Origin of the sequence: Sphingobacterium gobiense, from assembly GCF_002980575.1 — a bacterium.
GTDB lineage: Bacteria > Bacteroidota > Bacteroidia > Sphingobacteriales > Sphingobacteriaceae > Sphingobacterium > Sphingobacterium gobiense.
Map to the genome: position 1 here is coordinate 128,954 of NZ_PVBS01000002.1, position 14,614 is coordinate 143,567.

Annotated in this window: 16 protein-coding genes; 8 read left to right on the forward strand and 8 right to left on the reverse strand. The window is 41.1% G+C overall.

What is annotated here, in order from left to right; translation table 11 throughout:
* Position 1: 1 nt before the first annotated feature.
* On the reverse strand, positions 2-1,336 hold the full coding sequence (locus C5749_RS09725) for a PSP1 domain-containing protein (protein ID WP_181151332.1): 1,335 nt from the start codon (positions 1,334-1,336) through the stop codon (positions 2-4).
* Positions 1,337-1,347: 11 nt separating this feature from the next.
* A complete protein-coding gene (locus C5749_RS09730; protein WP_105725556.1) occupies positions 1,348-2,490 on the reverse strand; it encodes a DNA polymerase III subunit in 1,143 nt (380 codons plus the stop codon).
* A gap of 124 nt (positions 2,491-2,614) precedes the next feature.
* Here C5749_RS09730 and dnaN point away from each other — a divergent pair, with 124 nt between their 5' ends.
* The 5 genes from dnaN to nadD are packed head-to-tail and all read left to right on the forward strand — an operon-like array spanning position 2,615 to position 6,498.
* Positions 2,615-3,736, forward strand: a complete 1,122-nt coding sequence (gene dnaN, locus C5749_RS09735) for a DNA polymerase III subunit beta (RefSeq protein WP_105726975.1) — start codon at positions 2,615-2,617, stop codon at positions 3,734-3,736.
* 10 nt (positions 3,737-3,746) lie between these two features.
* Positions 3,747-4,415 (forward strand): DedA family protein, encoded by a 669-nt coding sequence (locus tag C5749_RS09740; protein ID WP_105725558.1) that lies wholly within the window; start codon positions 3,747-3,749, stop codon positions 4,413-4,415.
* 6 nt (positions 4,416-4,421) lie between these two features.
* The gene (locus C5749_RS09745) at positions 4,422-5,297 is read left to right on the forward strand and encodes a YicC/YloC family endoribonuclease (RefSeq protein WP_105725560.1); all 876 of its coding nucleotides are present in this window, start codon (positions 4,422-4,424) and stop codon (positions 5,295-5,297) included.
* Between the two features lie 3 nt (positions 5,298-5,300).
* Entirely contained in the window at positions 5,301-5,870 is a 570-nt protein-coding gene (gmk, locus tag C5749_RS09750; RefSeq protein ID WP_105725562.1) for a guanylate kinase, read from the forward strand.
* Positions 5,871-5,913: 43 nt separating this feature from the next.
* Positions 5,914-6,498, forward strand: coding sequence for a nicotinate (nicotinamide) nucleotide adenylyltransferase (nadD, locus tag C5749_RS09755; protein ID WP_105725564.1), 585 nt, complete (start codon positions 5,914-5,916; stop codon positions 6,496-6,498).
* Positions 6,499-6,511: 13 nt separating this feature from the next.
* Here the strand turns inward: nadD and C5749_RS09760 are convergent, their stop codons facing one another.
* The 6 genes from C5749_RS09760 to C5749_RS09780 form a co-directional block, all read right to left on the reverse strand.
* On the reverse strand, positions 6,512-8,695 hold the full coding sequence (locus C5749_RS09760) for an ATP-binding protein (protein WP_105725567.1): 2,184 nt from the start codon (positions 8,693-8,695) through the stop codon (positions 6,512-6,514).
* 142 nt (positions 8,696-8,837) lie between these two features.
* A complete protein-coding gene (locus C5749_RS19895; protein ID WP_281258061.1) occupies positions 8,838-8,969 on the reverse strand; it encodes a hypothetical protein in 132 nt (43 codons plus the stop codon).
* Positions 8,970-9,079: 110 nt separating this feature from the next.
* The gene (locus tag C5749_RS09765) at positions 9,080-9,850 is read right to left on the reverse strand and encodes an SDR family oxidoreductase (RefSeq protein WP_105725569.1); all 771 of its coding nucleotides are present in this window, start codon (positions 9,848-9,850) and stop codon (positions 9,080-9,082) included.
* A gap of 62 nt (positions 9,851-9,912) precedes the next feature.
* Positions 9,913-11,040 (reverse strand): DUF4861 family protein, encoded by a 1,128-nt coding sequence (locus tag C5749_RS09770; RefSeq protein WP_105725572.1) that lies wholly within the window; start codon positions 11,038-11,040, stop codon positions 9,913-9,915.
* Positions 11,041-11,047: 7 nt separating this feature from the next.
* The gene (kduI, locus tag C5749_RS09775) at positions 11,048-11,899 is read right to left on the reverse strand and encodes a 5-dehydro-4-deoxy-D-glucuronate isomerase (RefSeq protein ID WP_105725574.1); all 852 of its coding nucleotides are present in this window, start codon (positions 11,897-11,899) and stop codon (positions 11,048-11,050) included.
* A gap of 80 nt (positions 11,900-11,979) precedes the next feature.
* On the reverse strand, positions 11,980-12,405 hold the full coding sequence (locus tag C5749_RS09780) for a Dabb family protein (protein WP_105725576.1): 426 nt from the start codon (positions 12,403-12,405) through the stop codon (positions 11,980-11,982).
* 96 nt (positions 12,406-12,501) lie between these two features.
* On the opposite strand from C5749_RS09780, the gene surE reads away from it, so the two are divergent.
* From surE to C5749_RS09795, 3 genes are read left to right on the forward strand one after another with little or no spacing between them, the layout of a single operon-like run.
* Complete coding sequence (surE, locus tag C5749_RS09785; protein WP_105725578.1) at positions 12,502-13,281, forward strand: 5'/3'-nucleotidase SurE; 780 nt, start codon at positions 12,502-12,504, stop codon at positions 13,279-13,281.
* Positions 13,282-13,292: 11 nt separating this feature from the next.
* Positions 13,293-13,565 (forward strand): hypothetical protein, encoded by a 273-nt coding sequence (locus C5749_RS09790; RefSeq protein ID WP_105725580.1) that lies wholly within the window; start codon positions 13,293-13,295, stop codon positions 13,563-13,565.
* A 45-nt stretch (positions 13,566-13,610) separates the two neighbouring features.
* Positions 13,611-14,486, forward strand: a complete 876-nt coding sequence (locus tag C5749_RS09795) for a 1,4-dihydroxy-6-naphtoate synthase (RefSeq protein WP_105725582.1) — start codon at positions 13,611-13,613, stop codon at positions 14,484-14,486.
* The last annotated feature ends 128 nt before the right edge of the window (positions 14,487-14,614 follow it).

Here is a 14,614-nt window from a genome sequence, read left to right on the forward strand (position 1 = left end):
GCTAGCTTTCGCCTTTATTATTATTTGGTGCTTTATTCCTGTTTTTATTTTTGTTCCGGTTGAACCGTCTTTTCGGTTTATTTCCGTTGGTGTTTTCTTCTTTAGAAGTAACGACTTTTTCTTCTTTTGTCTCTACTTTCTTTAATGCTGCAATTTTGCTTCCAGTTGTGTTCGGCTCTTTTTTGTTTTTCGGTTTCTTTTTTCTTCGTTTCCTATTTTTTTCATCTAAACGGGTTAAAGAGTCTTGTCCCACCACATTTTCATAATCGTAGGAGATAGGTTTTTCTATTTCTTCTATCGGTTCTTGATGGACCTTCAAATCTTGTGACTTTCGGCCCTCTTTGTTCATTTCAGCATATTCACGCACTTTGTCTACGTCTAATGGAATCCAGCTTTCGGCACCAGGGTAGGAATACCACATGATTCTTTTGAAGATATCCGTTTTTTGTAAGAACGCTGTGCCTGCTTCAGTATCCAAACGATCAACATTGTTAGGAATATCCTTTAAAGCATCCATATAGCTATCAAGTTCGTAGTTAAGACAGCATTTTAATTTACCGCATTGCCCGGCTAGCTTAAGGGTATTCAGCGAAAGATTTTGGTATCTCGCTGCTGCGGTAGAAACCGTTTTAAAGTCTGTCAGCCATGTGGAACAGCACAACTCTCGCCCGCAGGAGCCTATACCGCCCAAACGGCTGGCCTCTTGGCGCATCCCGATTTGCCGCATTTCTATACGTATACGGAATGCTTCTGCCATACGCTTGATCAGTTCCCGAAAATCAACTCGCCCTTCTGCTGTATAGTAAAAGGTTGCTTTGGTTTTGTCTCCTTGATAGTCGACATCAGAAATTTTCATAGACAAACCCAGATCTAGCGCAAGCGTTCTCGCCCGGTGCATAGTCTCCCACTCCAGGTCTTTCGCCGCGTTATATTTCTGTACGTCCGCCTCTGTTGGTTTCCGGTATATTTTTTTGGCGACTGTTTCAGCCTTTACGTTATTTTTCTTTAACTGTAAGCGCACCAATTCGCCGGTTAGCGATACATGTCCAATATCATACCCTCCTGTGGAGGGCTCAACGACGACCATTTCACCCATTTCAAGATAAAGGTTGTCCGTGTTGATATAGAAATCCTTGCGCGATCCTTTAAATCGGACTTCTACAATATTGAATGGTTTATAGTTTGCCGGCAAGTCCATGTCGGAAAGCCAGTCGTATACATCTAATTTATTACATCCGCTGGTCATGCAGGAGCCGTTATTTTGGCAGCCTGCAGGTGCTTTTCCGGTAGAACCACTACCGCACCCACCTCCGGATGAGCAATTGCCACATCCCATATTCTTTCCTTTTATATATATTGAGTCCCTTGTGGGAACGTTTGATATTTAAATATTAAAACTAGTTGCAAAGATAAATCTAAAAATAATATTTTAGGATTTGCATTACGCTCTACTTTATAATGTGTTTTTTCAAGTAAATCAATAGCGGCTTCCAACTGTTCACCTATAAAGTTATCACCAAATTTCTGGACAAAATCCAATTCTTTGCCCTGTAAAAGCACTAATTGTGAGAGGCCCGTTTGTGTTAATAGAATTTGACGGAACACGCTAACGGCGTAAAGTAAAAAAATTTTTTGGTTTTCACGTCCCAGCTTGGGAAAATCCTCTTCACATAAACGGATAATATGCAATCCCGAATCGGTTACGACAAATCTTAACCAATTGATAAGTAAATCAAAATAAGGATTAGTATCATCTTTTATGAGCTCTATCGCGGTTTGTACGTTTCCGTCGGCTATGAATGCAATTTCGCTTGCCCGCTCTTCTGCAATTGCTTTTTCTGCTGTCAAGTATTGTTTAACATCACTATGTGAAAATTTCGGAATTTTCACCAGTTGTGTACGCGATATGATGGTGTTCAATATCCTGTCTTGATTTTCCGATATCAGAAGAAACAGTGTTTTCTCTGGCGGTTCTTCAATCAATTTCAATAATGCATTTCCCTGTACATTAAGGTATTCCGGGAGCCACAAGATCAATACTTTGTATTCCGCTTCAAACGCTTTCAAACTGAGTTTTTTGATGATGTCGTGTGCCTCTGCAATGTTAATGTTTGCCTGCTTGTTGCCCGCTTCTAACTGATGGCGCCAATAATCTAGCCCCATATAAGGATTATCCAAAAAAGCAGCGCGCCATTCTTCTAAATAGCTGGTGGCTACGTCTTTTTCCCCACTCGCAAAAAACGGATAGGAAAAATGCAAATCAGGATGAATCAATTTTTGATATTTGCGACAGGAGCTACAGATACCACAGCTATCATTTTCAGCTTTTTGCTCGCAGTTGACGTATTGTGCATAGGCGACCGCCAGTGCCAAGCCTCCTGACCCTTCCGGACCGAGAAATAACTGCGCATGGCTTACCCGATTTTCTTTTACGGTTTGAGCCAGGTGCGTTTTGATTTTGTGATGACCTATAATATCCTTAAACTGCATGTCTTTATAAACAATACAAAGGTACTAATTAATTAATTCGCTATAAGAATTAACACGCGCTCAGTTTATAAAATATAGATTCTTTTGTGTAATATTGCATATAAAAATCTATAAAAATCAGGAAATGAGATTTATTGTATCCACCTCAATTTTATTAAAACAACTACAATCGATTAGCGGTGCTTCGAGTAGTAGCACGGTGCTGCCTATTCTTGAAAACTTTTTGTTTGAAATTAAAGATAATTTGTTGACCATTTCGGCTACGGATTTGCAGACAAGTATGGTTACATCCTTACAGATTGAAGCCAAAGAAGAAGGTCGGGTGGCCATGCCCTCTAAAATATTGATAGAAACATTAAAGACGCTTCCTGATCAGCCCGTAGCATTTTCTGTGGATACCAATACGTTGGCTATTGAAATTAGTGCCGGTGACGGAAAATACAAATTGAGCGGAGAAAATGCAGATGATTTTCCAAAAATTCCGGTAGTGGATAACGTTGCTACGGTGGCATTAAATGCGTCTATTCTTTCAGAAGCCATTAATAAAACGCTTTTTGCCGTGAGTAACGACGAATTACGCCCCGCCATGTCGGGTGTGTTAGTGCAATTGGCAGAACAAAATATTACTTTTGTATCTACTGATGCGCATAAACTCGTTCGCTATCGACGGACGGATGTAAGTTCAGAGAAACCAACGTCTTTCATTTTACCTAAGAAGGCATTGACGCTATTGAAATCTTCGCTCCCATCTGATGAGACGGTCGTTTCTATAGAATACAATAACACGAATGCATTTTTTCAATTCGGGAACATTCATTTGATATGTCGTCTTATTGATGAGCGCTACCCGGATTACGAAGCGGTGATCCCGCAGGTTAACCCAAATAAGTTGACGGTAGACCGTTTGTTATTTTTAAATACCCTTCGTCGTGTGGTTATCTTTGCGAATAAAACCACACACCAAGTGAGATTGAAGATTTCTGGAAGTGAACTACATATCTCGGCAGAAGATTTAGATTTTTCCAACGAAGCGCACGAGCGTTTAAATTGTCAATTTGAAGGCGAGGATATGGAAATAGGATTTAATGCTAAATTCTTGGTGGAAATGTTGAGTAATTTAAATTCCAGCGAAGTCGCCATTGAAATGAGTACACCAAACAGAGCCGGATTATTGATCCCCGCAGTAAAAGAAGACAATGAAGATATTTTGATGTTGGTGATGCCTGTTATGTTGAATAATATCTAAACTTGTCATTTTGGAAGTCGTATATTCTTTAATAGATTTTGTTCTCCATATTGATAAACACCTTGTGGAGATCGTGAACTCTTATCAGACTTGGACATACCTTATCCTGTTCTTGATTATTTTTATAGAAACAGGGGTTGTGATCATGCCTTTCTTACCAGGGGACTCTCTTTTGTTCGCTGCCGGCATGTTGGCCGCACAGCCTAATGAATTGAATGTTTGGATTATGATAGCGTTGCTTTTGATTGCCGCTATCGCCGGAGATTCGATGAATTATGCTATCGGTAGACGTTTTGGTATGGAAATAACCAGATTTAAGTTGTTCGGAAAACGGGTTGTAAAAGACGAGCAGATCGAAAAAACACACGCTTTTTACGAAAAATATGGAAGTAAAACGATTGTGATTGCTCGTTTTGTACCTATTGTGCGGACATTGGCTCCATTTGTAGGTGGAATAGGCAGGATGCATTACGGGACATTCCTGACATATAACGTTGTGGGCGCTGTTTTATGGGTAGTGGGAATCACGTTAGCCGGCTATTTCTTAGGTAATATTCCAATCGTTCGGGATAACTTCTCGAAAGTAGTGTTACTCATTATTTTCCTTTCTGTCCTACCGATTATCTTTGAGGTGGTCAAAGAGAAAATAAGCAGCAAAAAAATAAAAAAGGAAGCGTAATTGCGTATGATAAAATCTATGACAGGGTATGGTATTGGCAGTCATGAAAATGGCCAGGTCAAATATACCGTCGAATTAAAATCCCTGAACTCCAAATTTCTTGAACTTAGCTTGCGTTTACCGAAAGTTGTTTCTGATCGCGAGTTGACGCTTCGCACCGAAGCCAGTAAATTGATTGAACGAGGCAAAGTAAATATCACGATATCCGTTGAATATGTTGACCAAACAGCGAAAGCTTCTACTATTAATGCGGCACTTTTAAAGCAGTACTATAAACAGTTACAAGAAATAGCACAGGAAATAGGAGAAGCGAACACGTCCCTTTTTGAGATGGCGCTAACGATGCCAGAGGTAGTAAATGCTAACGAAGATACGGTAGATGAAGAAGAAGGCAAAGTGTTGATGGAGGCTTTTTATAAGGCAATAATGCACTTTACAAAGTTTCGGCAGGATGAAGGTGAAGTTTTAAAGAAGGACCTGGAAAGCCGCGTACACCTGATTCTTTCCTATTTGTCGCAAGTAGAAGAAGTGGAAGGAAATCGTATCCCGTTAATACGGGAGCGTTTGAGCCATTATTTAGATGAAGCGGTTGGAAAAGAGAATGTGGACATGAACCGTTTCGAACAAGAGATTATCTATTATATAGATAAGTTGGATGTCACGGAAGAAAAAGTTCGTTTGAAAAGTCATTGTAACTACTTTATCCAAGCGTTGAACGCAAATGATTCTAACGGAAAAAAATTGGGCTTTATTTCGCAGGAAATGGGTAGGGAGATCAACACTTTAGGATCTAAAGCAAACGACGCAAATATTCAACAGATTGTTGTCCGGATGAAAGAGGAATTGGAAAAAATAAAAGAACAATTACTTAACGTTTTATAAGAAATGGGAGGAAAACTGCTTATATTTTCGGCTCCTTCCGGTGCGGGGAAAACGACCATTGTCAGACGCCTGTTATCCAATCACGCAGACAAGATTGCATTTTCTATTTCTGCCAGTACAAGGCAGCCCAGAACGGGCGAGATAGACGGTAAAGATTACTATTTCATCTCTAAAGAGGACTTTCTTCATAAGGTAGCAAAACACGAATTCATCGAATTTGAAGAAGTATACGCGGGAACCTTTTATGGTACATTAAGAAAAGAGCTGGAGCGGATTTGGGCGCAGGGAAAATCAGTTATTTTCGATATCGATGTGATAGGCGGTCTCCGTCTTAAATCTAAATATCCGGAAGAGGCTTTGGCCATTTTTGTAAATCCTCCGTCGCTGGAAGTATTAAAAGAGCGTTTGAGAGGCCGAGGAACAGACGCTGAGGAAAAGCTACAAGAGCGTTTTGCCAAAGCGGAACTTGAACTCAGTTATGCCGATAAATTTGATGTGGTGTTAAACAATTTTGATTTGGAAGCAGCCTGTGCCGAAGCCGAGGAACTGGTATTGAAGTTTTTAGAAAAATAGGAAATTAATGCGGGGCAGACCTCTGTGTCTGCCTAATAAGAAGATGGCAAGCAATAAAATCGGATTATTTTTCGGCTCTTTTAACCCGATACATATCGGGCACTTGATTATCGCCAATTATATGGCAAATTATACAGACCTTGATGAGGTTTGGTTTGTCGTTTCTCCACAGAATCCATTCAAGGTGAAAAAGAACTTGGGCAATATGTACGACCGTCTGGAGATGGTCAGCCTTGCTATTGAGGGAGCAGAAAAGCTGCGGGCATCCGATGTCGAGTTTTCTTTACCTCAACCTTCTTATACCATCGATACCTTGATTCATCTGACCGAAAAGTACCCGGCGAAAGCGTTTACCTTAATTATGGGTGAAGATAACCTGACCAGTTTTCATAAATGGAAGAACGCCGATGTTATACTCCGTGATTACCAAATTATTGTTTATCCTAGGCCAGATTATGACGGAGGAGATCTTAAAAAGCATCCTTCTGTTGTTGTAACTGAGACCCCGGTTATGGAGCTGTCGTCTACGTTTGTGCGAAATGCCGTAAAAGCAGGGAAGAGTTTACAGTTTTATGTACCCGATAAGGTTATTGATTTTATAGAAAAAAAAGGGCTTTATCTGCGTTAGCGAAGCTGTTCATTTATCGAGGTCGAACAAAATCTACCCGAAACAATGTACCTTTGCCGAGTTCGCTTTCCACAGCAATGGTTGCATTTAGCCTATTGACAATTCTCTTAACAATAGATAAACCTACCCCGGATCCTTCGTAACCAGTCGAATTTGGCATACGCAGAAAAATCTCAAAAATATCATTATTGTTTTTCAAGTCCATCCCGATGCCATTGTCTTCAATATAATAGGATATGTGAGTATCGTTAATCTCGCTACGTACTTTTACGTAAGGTTGCTGTTCCTTCCCGCTGTATTTTATGGCGTTGCCAATTAAATTTAAAAACAGCTGAAAAAGAAGTGTTCTTTCGGCGAAAACAGGATAAACTTCTCCAAGTTCAAAATGTAGGTTGTGCACGCCATGTTCTTGTTTGGCTGTTTCTACAATGGACTGAATATGTGCTGTCGGGTCGATGAGATAAGGCTTCAGTGCAACCGAACTTTTGGCTGCAAACTCTTCGTGCATCTTCTCCATCATTTCAGACATCAATTGCACAGCATCCAATATATTGGTACTACATCGCTTTAAAAATTCCTCACTTAGATCCGGTTTCATCTGAATCATTTGTGCGGAAAGCCGGATAGCAGATAGCGGATTTTTGAGATCGTGCGTCAATGTATAGCTATATGTATCCAACGTATTGTTTGCGTTCACAAGTTTTTCGTTCAAACGTTGTATCTCGCCAGCCTTTTTAGCTATAGACTGCTGCACTAAAAGGGCAATACGATCTATAAATTTAAGCTCTCTTTGCTCCCACTTACTTGATGCGCCCTCATTAATCCGTTTCCATGCCGCAAAAGAAGTACGCGGCGACGGGTATTTTTCATTTCCCAATAGGCTATTTTGTATTATTTTCTCGGGTTTACCAGCCCATATTTCTTCGACAATATGCTCTTTGCGAAAAAAAAGCAATGTCCATGATGAGTTTGGGATGAGATCGACTTTAATAACTCCAGGAAATAGTGTTTCTTCTTTTTTCGTATCTTTCCAATATATGCATTTATGGGTGGCAAATACATTCTCCTGATGTTGATCCAACAATTGTTTGATTATAGTAATGTGGTGTGCCGAAGGTACGTCGCCAAATGAAAGTTTTTCTTCTTCGTTTCCGATAAACATGCCATCGGCAGCAAGTTTATTCATTAATCGGTGCGCGTACTTATTGAAAGTGGCTAGTAAATCGTTGCTGATCCAAAGCTCCTCTTTCAATTCCCCCTCTAGTTTACTCGTCATCTCGATATAGTACGTTTCTTGCTTTAGACGGGTAGAGAGGTAATAGTTGACGGCATACTGTGTTAAGAATAGACAAGCGTGTCGTTGGGCGAGGTCTACATGCTTAGGTAATAGGTTTTGACACGTTACTAAACCCCAAAGTTCACCATCTACAACAATCGAAAAGCTAGCACTTGCACGAACTTGCGCATTGCGTAAATATTGGAGATGTATGGGGGATAGTGCCCGAACACTACAATGGGTAAGATCTATTTCTTCTTCTGTTGATTGCACCAATGGACTGATAGGGCTTTCCGTATCGGCTGTATGGCGAGCTAGGAATTCTTTATATAATGCCCGCGCCTGTTTTGGAATATCAAATTCCGGATAGCGATACCCCAAAAGTGAATCGAGATTATCGTTTATCGATTCTGCGATAACTTGACCGCTCTTGTCTTCCTTAAAGCGATAAATCATGACACGGTCAAACTGGATAATCTCCTTAATGAGCTGTGTAAGCGATTGCCATACGTCACTGTCCTCGCGCTCGAGGTGTTTAGCGTAATAATGGAGTTTTGTTTGCTTTAGCTCAAATCCATTGCTCTGTTCTATTTCCAGATATAAATTTTCCCCATGTCGATAAATGCTCACATAATAATGACGGTCATCCAACTTTACCTTCTTTACAAAGCGATTGAATGTGGGATCTGCTATTTCATCCCTAAAACGCTGAAAATGCAGACTGTATTCTGGCAAAAGAAAACCCAAAAGTTCGGTTATGCTCTTTCCGATCAGACTAGCTGCGGTACAAAGCCAATGTTGCTCTATATTTTCGCTCGCAGCAATACATTGTTCATGTCTGTCAAATATAAATAAGTAGCCGAAAGGTTGGATCTTTCCGCATACATGGATTCTTTCTTCATGACAGTCGACATGTGGCATACGTTCTCTCCTTTCTAAATAGTAGCCGACAAATCCACGTGCAAATAAGCACGCGTATTAATTATTATTTTGGTCGCAATAAGTTCTATGGAAAAACAAAAACGGATTGAAACGTTTTCAAAATTACGAAATTTTTTTAAGTTTAAACCATATAGCTTGCTACCGTATCACTGTAGTTTGGTGTGGGATCGATGCCGATATAGGAGACACAACAGGCATTTTTAGTTCTTGTACGCCTTTGAGCAAATTCGGCGATAATGGACGTAAATGCCATGGGTGTTTTGGGCCGCTGCACGATTTTGGAATGCCGTGGTCATAATGTAGCAAGAAATGGTGCGAATATGTTTCGTTGTCGCACCATTTCTCCTTTCTGTGATAAAGAACTTACCTTCCCATCCAACCGCCATCGACAGTTAGGATCGTGCCGTGCACATAATCCGAAGCTTTGGAAGCAAGGAATACGGCCGGTCCTTTAAAGTCTTCCGGTTCACCCCAACGTCCGGCGGGGATGCGCCCAAGAATAGAGGCAGAGCGTTCCGGGTCGTCACGTAGTGCCTCCGTATTATCGGTAGCGATATAACCTGGAGCAATAGCATTCACATTCACCCCTTTAGACGCCCATTCGTTCGCAAAAGCCTTTGTCAAGGAGCCGATAGCCCCTTTAGAAGCGGCATAACCCGGCACCGTGATACCACCTTGGAATGTTAATAGCGATGCGGTGAAGACAATTTTTCCCGATCCGCGTGCAATCATATCCCGTCCGATTTCGCGGGTAAGCACAAATTGTGCATTCTGGTTAATCTCGATGATTTGATCCCAGTATTCATCCGGATGCTCCGCAGCGGGTTTACGTAAGATGTTGCCCGCATTATTAAATAAGATATCAATAACCGGATGGTCTTTCTTGACTTGATTGATAAATTGATACAGCGATTCGCGGTTTGCGAAATCACATTGATAGGCGTAGAACTTACGTCCGATGTTTTCTACAGATTGCGCAACCTTTGAGTTTTCTAACTCTAACGACGCGGATACGCCAATAACATCGGCGCCGGCTTCCGCAAGGGCCTCTGCCAGCGCCTTCCCAATTCCACGTTTGCAGCCTGTAACTAATGCTACTTTTCCGGATAAATCAAATGTATTTAAAACAGACATTTTTTTAGTTTTTTAAGTTATTAGAAATCAAGTGTTAGCAGATATATATAATTTACAACGCTTTACTTGAGCTTAACAATCAACGGATTACTTATTTTTTCTACTTGTTCTTCGACAAAAGCTTTCCATTCATCAGCTGATTTTACTTGCCCTGCTTTGTTCCAGACGGCACCATTATAATAAACAAGTGGTTTTTCCTGCTGAATCTCCGTGCTTAGTAAAAACTGTGCGTTGTCAGTGTCGATAAATGTAGCTTTACTTTCAGGTAATATCAATGCTGTTCCAGTTTGACCATGCCCTTGAATATCCGGTTCCCAGTAAGCCAAACTGCGATTTGATTCGTTATAATCGTATTGGGGATCGCGTTCTCCACGTCTTGCTAACCCGACTACAACAGGCGTGCTTTCCAACTGTTGGTTTTTAAGATCGACGATTACTTTATTGAAGTATTGACCTGCGTCAAGGGATATGGTTTTCGTTAAAGAAATTGTCTGACTGTTCAGCTCTTCCGGCTCGAAGCTTAGCTTGAACGTTGTGCGAAGCGGCCCATTATCTAGTATTTGGTATTCTCTATAATGTTTCGTGAAATGTATCTTACCATCAAAATAAGGCATAATATCACCTGCACCCAAAGTCTGCCCTACTGCATAGTAATCTAGTCCCTCACCGTGATCAGTATGATAGTCATTTTCCTTATACCATTTATCAATAACTAACTCTTCGGTGCGCTTCGCCCATACATCCGTTCCCTGTGCATCGTCTGGTCGGCCCTCTAACGCTTTTCCATACATGCGGAAGGCAAGCACATTATTTTCCCATGCGAAATCATCAAAACGCTCTGGCACGAAACGAGCAAAGGTTTGTGCTTTGAACTCCGGTTTGGCATCCCGTTTCGCTACGGTTAGTGTAACCTCTCCTTTCGCATCTACGGGAATCCAAATCAGCACGTTTTCAGGGGTCGCACTTCCTCTTTTTTCCAGCTGATACGGAAGTTCCGTTTTGGAGTCCGTCAGTTTGACCGAAAAAATCGAATCCACGCCGAAATGTTCCGTAAATTCCGCATATGAAATACTGACAAGTTCCTCGCGTGCTATGTCTGTCGGATTACTCACCGTGATACGCTTCTGTTGCTCAACACAGCTTACACTTAACAAAGCACAAGCAAAAACCGGCCAGATCATTTTTTGCATCACCGTTTTATTTTAAATCTGTTATAGCGCATTTATCCATATCGTCGTAGTCCAGGTTCTCACCGGCCATCCCCCAGATAAATGTGTAATTACTCGTTCCTGCGCCTGAATGGATAGACCAAGGCGGAGAGATAATCGCTTGTTCATTTTTCATCCAGATATGACGGGTTTCGTCGATTGGCCCCATAAAATGGGAAACGGCTTGGTCTTCTGGTAAATCGAAGTAGAAGTATACTTCCATACGGCGATCGTGTGTATGCGATGGCATCGTGTTCCAAACCGATCCCGGTTGTAGTTCTGTCATACCCATCTGCAATTGACAGGTATCCAATACCTTGTGCAGTAACATCTGGTTGATAACACGATGGTTCGCCGTTTCCGCTGTACCGAGTTCAATTTTGTTGGCTTCTGCCTTGGTGACACGCTTTGTTGGATAGCTGTGGTGTGCCGGCGTAGAATTCAGATAAAATTTCGCTGGACTGGAACCGTCATTGCTACTGAAAAAGACCTCTTTTGCGCCTTTCCCTACATATAAAGCCTCCTTATGGCCTATTTCATATACGGTACCATCTACTTCTACCTTTCCGTCTCCACCTACGTTGATAACGCCTAGCTCCCGCCGGGACAGAAAAAAGGGCTCCTTTAAAAGATCGTCTATAGTCTCCAGTTGTAAGCGTCCGTCAACAGGCATTGCGCCTCCGGCCATATAACGGTCGTAGTGGGTATATACAAAATGGATTTTATTCGGTGCGAAAACGGTTTCGATCAGAAAATTTTCTCGAAGTCCTTTGGTATCCAATGATTTAGTTTCATTGGGACCAATCGCATATCGACTCTCGAAGACAGTGTGCTTTGCCATAGTATTATAATGATTATAACTAATAAATGGTCTAAGATAAGAGTTAAAGCGCACTTAAAAGCAAGTATTTTCGGAAACGTTTACATAATGGTAGTATCCTTAACCTCCACTTTTGTCCAATATTTACTGTATTTTTCTGCGGCAGCAGTATGGGTGGGATGGGTTTCATACGTGTTGATGTCCTCCATATTTTGGAAGGTAACCAATAGATTGTATTGAAATGAGTTGTCTACTACCGGCCGTGGATTGGTGGATGCTGGTTTTCCATATTGCAATGTTTGCACGCCAGGGACTTTACGTAGCTCTTCAAAAAAATGTAAGAAATCCTGTTCTTCTTCCTGAGAAATGTCTTCTTTTAACCAAAAATATACGCTGTGTAAAATTGTTCCTTTAGCGATTGTGTTAGACGACATAGATCCTTTATCGTCGAGCGGTGTACACGATGCGAGCAGTGTCCCGGTTAAACCCGCGGCAGCAGCTGATTTTAAAAAATTCCTTCTTTCCATATTGATATTTTTTTATGATGAAGATACAAATAAAATTAGAGCATGTTGTTTTCTGTTGAAAGAAATGGTTCGTTTAATTTTTTTTAAATTCGCACTATGGCGAAAAAGAAACCGACGATTTTAGTCGTTAACGATGATGGCATTACAGCTCCCGGCATCAAAGTGCTGTTGGAAGAGATGCAGAAAATAGGCAATGTTGTGGTGGTAGCTCCCGACAGTCCGCAATCGGGTATGGGGCATGCTATAACTATTGGGAAACCCCTTCGTTTAGATAAAATTGATTTGTATGAAGGCGTGGAGATGTACAAATGCTCAGGGACACCGGTGGATTGTGTGAAACTTGCCGTAAATAAAATTTTTAAAGGGAAAAAACCGGATCTATGTGTCTCGGGAATCAATCATGGCTTGAATTATTCCATCAATGTATTGTATTCGGGGACCATGTCTGCTGCTGTTGAGGGAGCCATTGAAGACATTCCTTCTATTGGATTCTCGTTGGATGATTTTTCTCATCATGCCGATTTTTCCCATTGCCGGCCGTATGTGCGTAGTATCGCCCAGCAGGTATTAAATAACGGATTGCAAAAAGCCACCTTATTGAATGTTAATTTCCCGCACATCAGCAAAGAACTAAAAGGGATAAAAATATGTAGACAGGCTACCGCCAAATGGTTTGAAGAATTTGATGAACGTTTAGACCCTTACAACAGGGAATATTTTTGGATGACAGGTAAATTTCAATTGTTAGACAGAGGAGAGGATACCGATGCTCATGCATTGAGCAATGGCTACGTTTCTATTGTGCCGACACAATTTGACATGACGGCTCATCACACCATTACAGAATTAAATTCCTGGAGTTTTGATGTACAGTAGGAGGAGAACGGATGAAAAATAGTTTTGTACTGGGAATGGCATTTGGCGTTGTCTTTCCGCTGTTAGCTTATCTTGCGGCCACCTTTACCGCGATTCAAACCTCGTTATTCATACATAAGCCTATCGCTTTGTATGTAATTGCTGCCACCGCAAACCTGATCGGGGTTCGCTTTCTTTACCGCTATGAGAAAGATGCTACAGCCAACGGTGTGGTGTTGGTTACATTTTTAGCTATGATTGTTTTGATTGTCGTTAAGAGAGAATTGGTGTTTTCCTATGCTTGATTGTTTAGCCCTTTAATCCCTATTTTTGCATTAAAAATAATAGAAATGAAACTTACACTAGGTTTTTCTCCTTGCCCCAACGACACGTTTATTTTTGACGCGTTGATCCATCATAAAATTGACACCGAAGGGCTGGAATTTGAAGTCCAATATCACGATGTGGAAACGTTAAATCAAAAGGCTTTTCAGGGAGAATTGGATATTACCAAGTTGAGTTATCATGCTTTCGCTTATGCGGTAAATGATTATGAACTATTGGATGCTGGTAGTGCATTAGGTTCGGGTGTTGGTCCTTTGCTCATTGCTAAAGACCCAGAACTAGCTGCTCGGTTAAAGCGCGCGTTAGAAGACAAGGAGGAACTAAGTGCTGCGGAAAGCAAATTAAAAATCGGTATTCCGGGAAAATACACCACGGCGAATTTTCTATTGGGTTTGGCATTCCCGACCTTACCGAACAAAGTGGAGTTGGTTTTCTCCGATATCGAGCAATCACTATTGGACGGTGTAATCGATTTGGGATTGATCATTCATGAAAATAGATTTACTTACCGAGCAAAGGGTTTGCACAAAGTGGTTGATCTGGGCGATTTTTGGGAACAAACAACTAGCAGTCCAATCCCTTTAGGTGGAATCGTTGTTAAACGTGGTTTGAACGAAGGACTTAAACTCAAGATCAACCGTTTACTTCGCGAAAGCGTGCAATTTGCCTTTGAAAACCCGAAATCAGGATTGAACTACATCCGTTCACATGCACAGGAAATGGAAGAGACCGTGATGTATCAGCATATTGAACTATACGTCAATAAATATTCAGAACATTTGGGAACCGATGGGCGTCGGGCAATACAACAAATGTTCGACAAAGCGCAGGCATTAAAGCTTGTCCCACCATTGGATAAGCGGCTTTTTTTGACCAAATAAATTCCTTCTTCCATAAAAAATAAAGAGGCTACTTCAGGGGCAAATATAACAACATAGGTTTTACAAAAAAATAAACTGGAATTCTGTTAGTTATCACATGTAATAATTAAATTTGCCCGGTTAGTGTC

Bases quoted from the DNA above. Each gene is read 5' to 3' on its own strand.
- C5749_RS09725 (WP_181151332.1), bottom strand. From the start codon at position 1,336: ATGGGATGTGGCAATTGCTCATCCGGAGGTGGGTGCGGTAGTGGTTCT.
- C5749_RS09730 (WP_105725556.1), bottom strand. From the start codon at position 2,490: ATGCAGTTTAAGGATATTATAGGTCATCACAAAATCAAAACGCACCTG.
- C5749_RS19895 (WP_281258061.1), bottom strand. From the start codon at position 8,969: ATGGCATTTACGTCCATTATCGCCGAATTTGCTCAAAGGCGTACAAGA.
- surE (WP_105725578.1), top strand. From the start codon at position 12,502: ATGGCGAAAAAGAAACCGACGATTTTAGTCGTTAACGATGATGGCATT.
- C5749_RS09765 (WP_105725569.1), bottom strand. From the start codon at position 9,850: ATGTCTGTTTTAAATACATTTGATTTATCCGGAAAAGTAGCATTAGTT.
- C5749_RS09770 (WP_105725572.1), bottom strand. From the start codon at position 11,040: ATGCAAAAAATGATCTGGCCGGTTTTTGCTTGTGCTTTGTTAAGTGTA.
- nadD (WP_105725564.1), top strand. From the start codon at position 5,914: ATGGCAAGCAATAAAATCGGATTATTTTTCGGCTCTTTTAACCCGATA.
- kduI (WP_105725574.1), bottom strand. From the start codon at position 11,899: ATGGCAAAGCACACTGTCTTCGAGAGTCGATATGCGATTGGTCCCAAT.
- dnaN (WP_105726975.1), top strand. From the start codon at position 2,615: ATGAGATTTATTGTATCCACCTCAATTTTATTAAAACAACTACAATCG.
- C5749_RS09780 (WP_105725576.1), bottom strand. From the start codon at position 12,405: ATGGAAAGAAGGAATTTTTTAAAATCAGCTGCTGCCGCGGGTTTAACC.
- C5749_RS09760 (WP_105725567.1), bottom strand. From the start codon at position 8,695: ATGCCACATGTCGACTGTCATGAAGAAAGAATCCATGTATGCGGAAAG.
- C5749_RS09795 (WP_105725582.1), top strand. From the start codon at position 13,611: ATGAAACTTACACTAGGTTTTTCTCCTTGCCCCAACGACACGTTTATT.
- C5749_RS09745 (WP_105725560.1), top strand. From the start codon at position 4,422: ATGATAAAATCTATGACAGGGTATGGTATTGGCAGTCATGAAAATGGC.
- C5749_RS09790 (WP_105725580.1), top strand. From the start codon at position 13,293: ATGAAAAATAGTTTTGTACTGGGAATGGCATTTGGCGTTGTCTTTCCG.
- gmk (WP_105725562.1), top strand. From the start codon at position 5,301: ATGGGAGGAAAACTGCTTATATTTTCGGCTCCTTCCGGTGCGGGGAAA.